Consider the following 564-nt stretch of genomic DNA (forward strand, 5'->3'; position numbering starts at 1 on the left):
TAACCCGGCTTATTCATCGGGTTCGGTCAGAAGGGTTGGCGGGAGTGGTTTAAGCGATTGCTTTGATGTAGGAAAATGGGTGTCTAGGCCATTCCTGCAGCGAGGCAATTTATGCCACGGACCACACCCGCCGGGAGCGATGATAGCGCGCCGGGATTTTCGTTTCCAGCGATCGGGCGCAAGAAGATCACAGCCGCGTTCGACGGAGGTCGGCTCACCTCGGATGGCGGTGTTCTGCTGCTGGCACAGGCCGAGCGCGCGATGGGGCTTTGCCGGCGGCTTGCGGCTTGCATTGCCGATCCGCGCGATCCTGCGCGGGTGATCCATCGCCTTGATGACATACTGCGTGCCCGCGTGTTCGCGATCGCGTGCGGCTACGAGGACGCCGATGATCTCGACGCTCTGCGTGACGATCCGGGCTTCCGCCTGGCGCTGGGCAAGCTGCCGGGATCGGGCGCGGGGCTGGCCAGCCAACCAACGATGAGCCGGTGGGAAAATGCGCCGACCACACGCGAGTTGGCCAGGATGATGTCCGCGATGATCGACATCTACTGCGCCAGTTAC

The 564-nt window shown here is 62.9% G+C and carries 1 protein-coding gene; it reads left to right on the forward strand.

Annotated elements, in window-relative coordinates:
* Window positions 1–111: 111 nt before the first annotated feature.
* Window positions 112–564 (forward strand): transposase (locus AAIO73_RS20170; RefSeq protein ID WP_197419148.1); only part of this gene is annotated, 453 nt, incomplete at its 3' end.

The organism is Sphingomonas epibiotica (assembly GCF_039615155.1).
In the GTDB taxonomy this organism is placed as follows: domain Bacteria; phylum Pseudomonadota; class Alphaproteobacteria; order Sphingomonadales; family Sphingomonadaceae; genus Sphingomonas.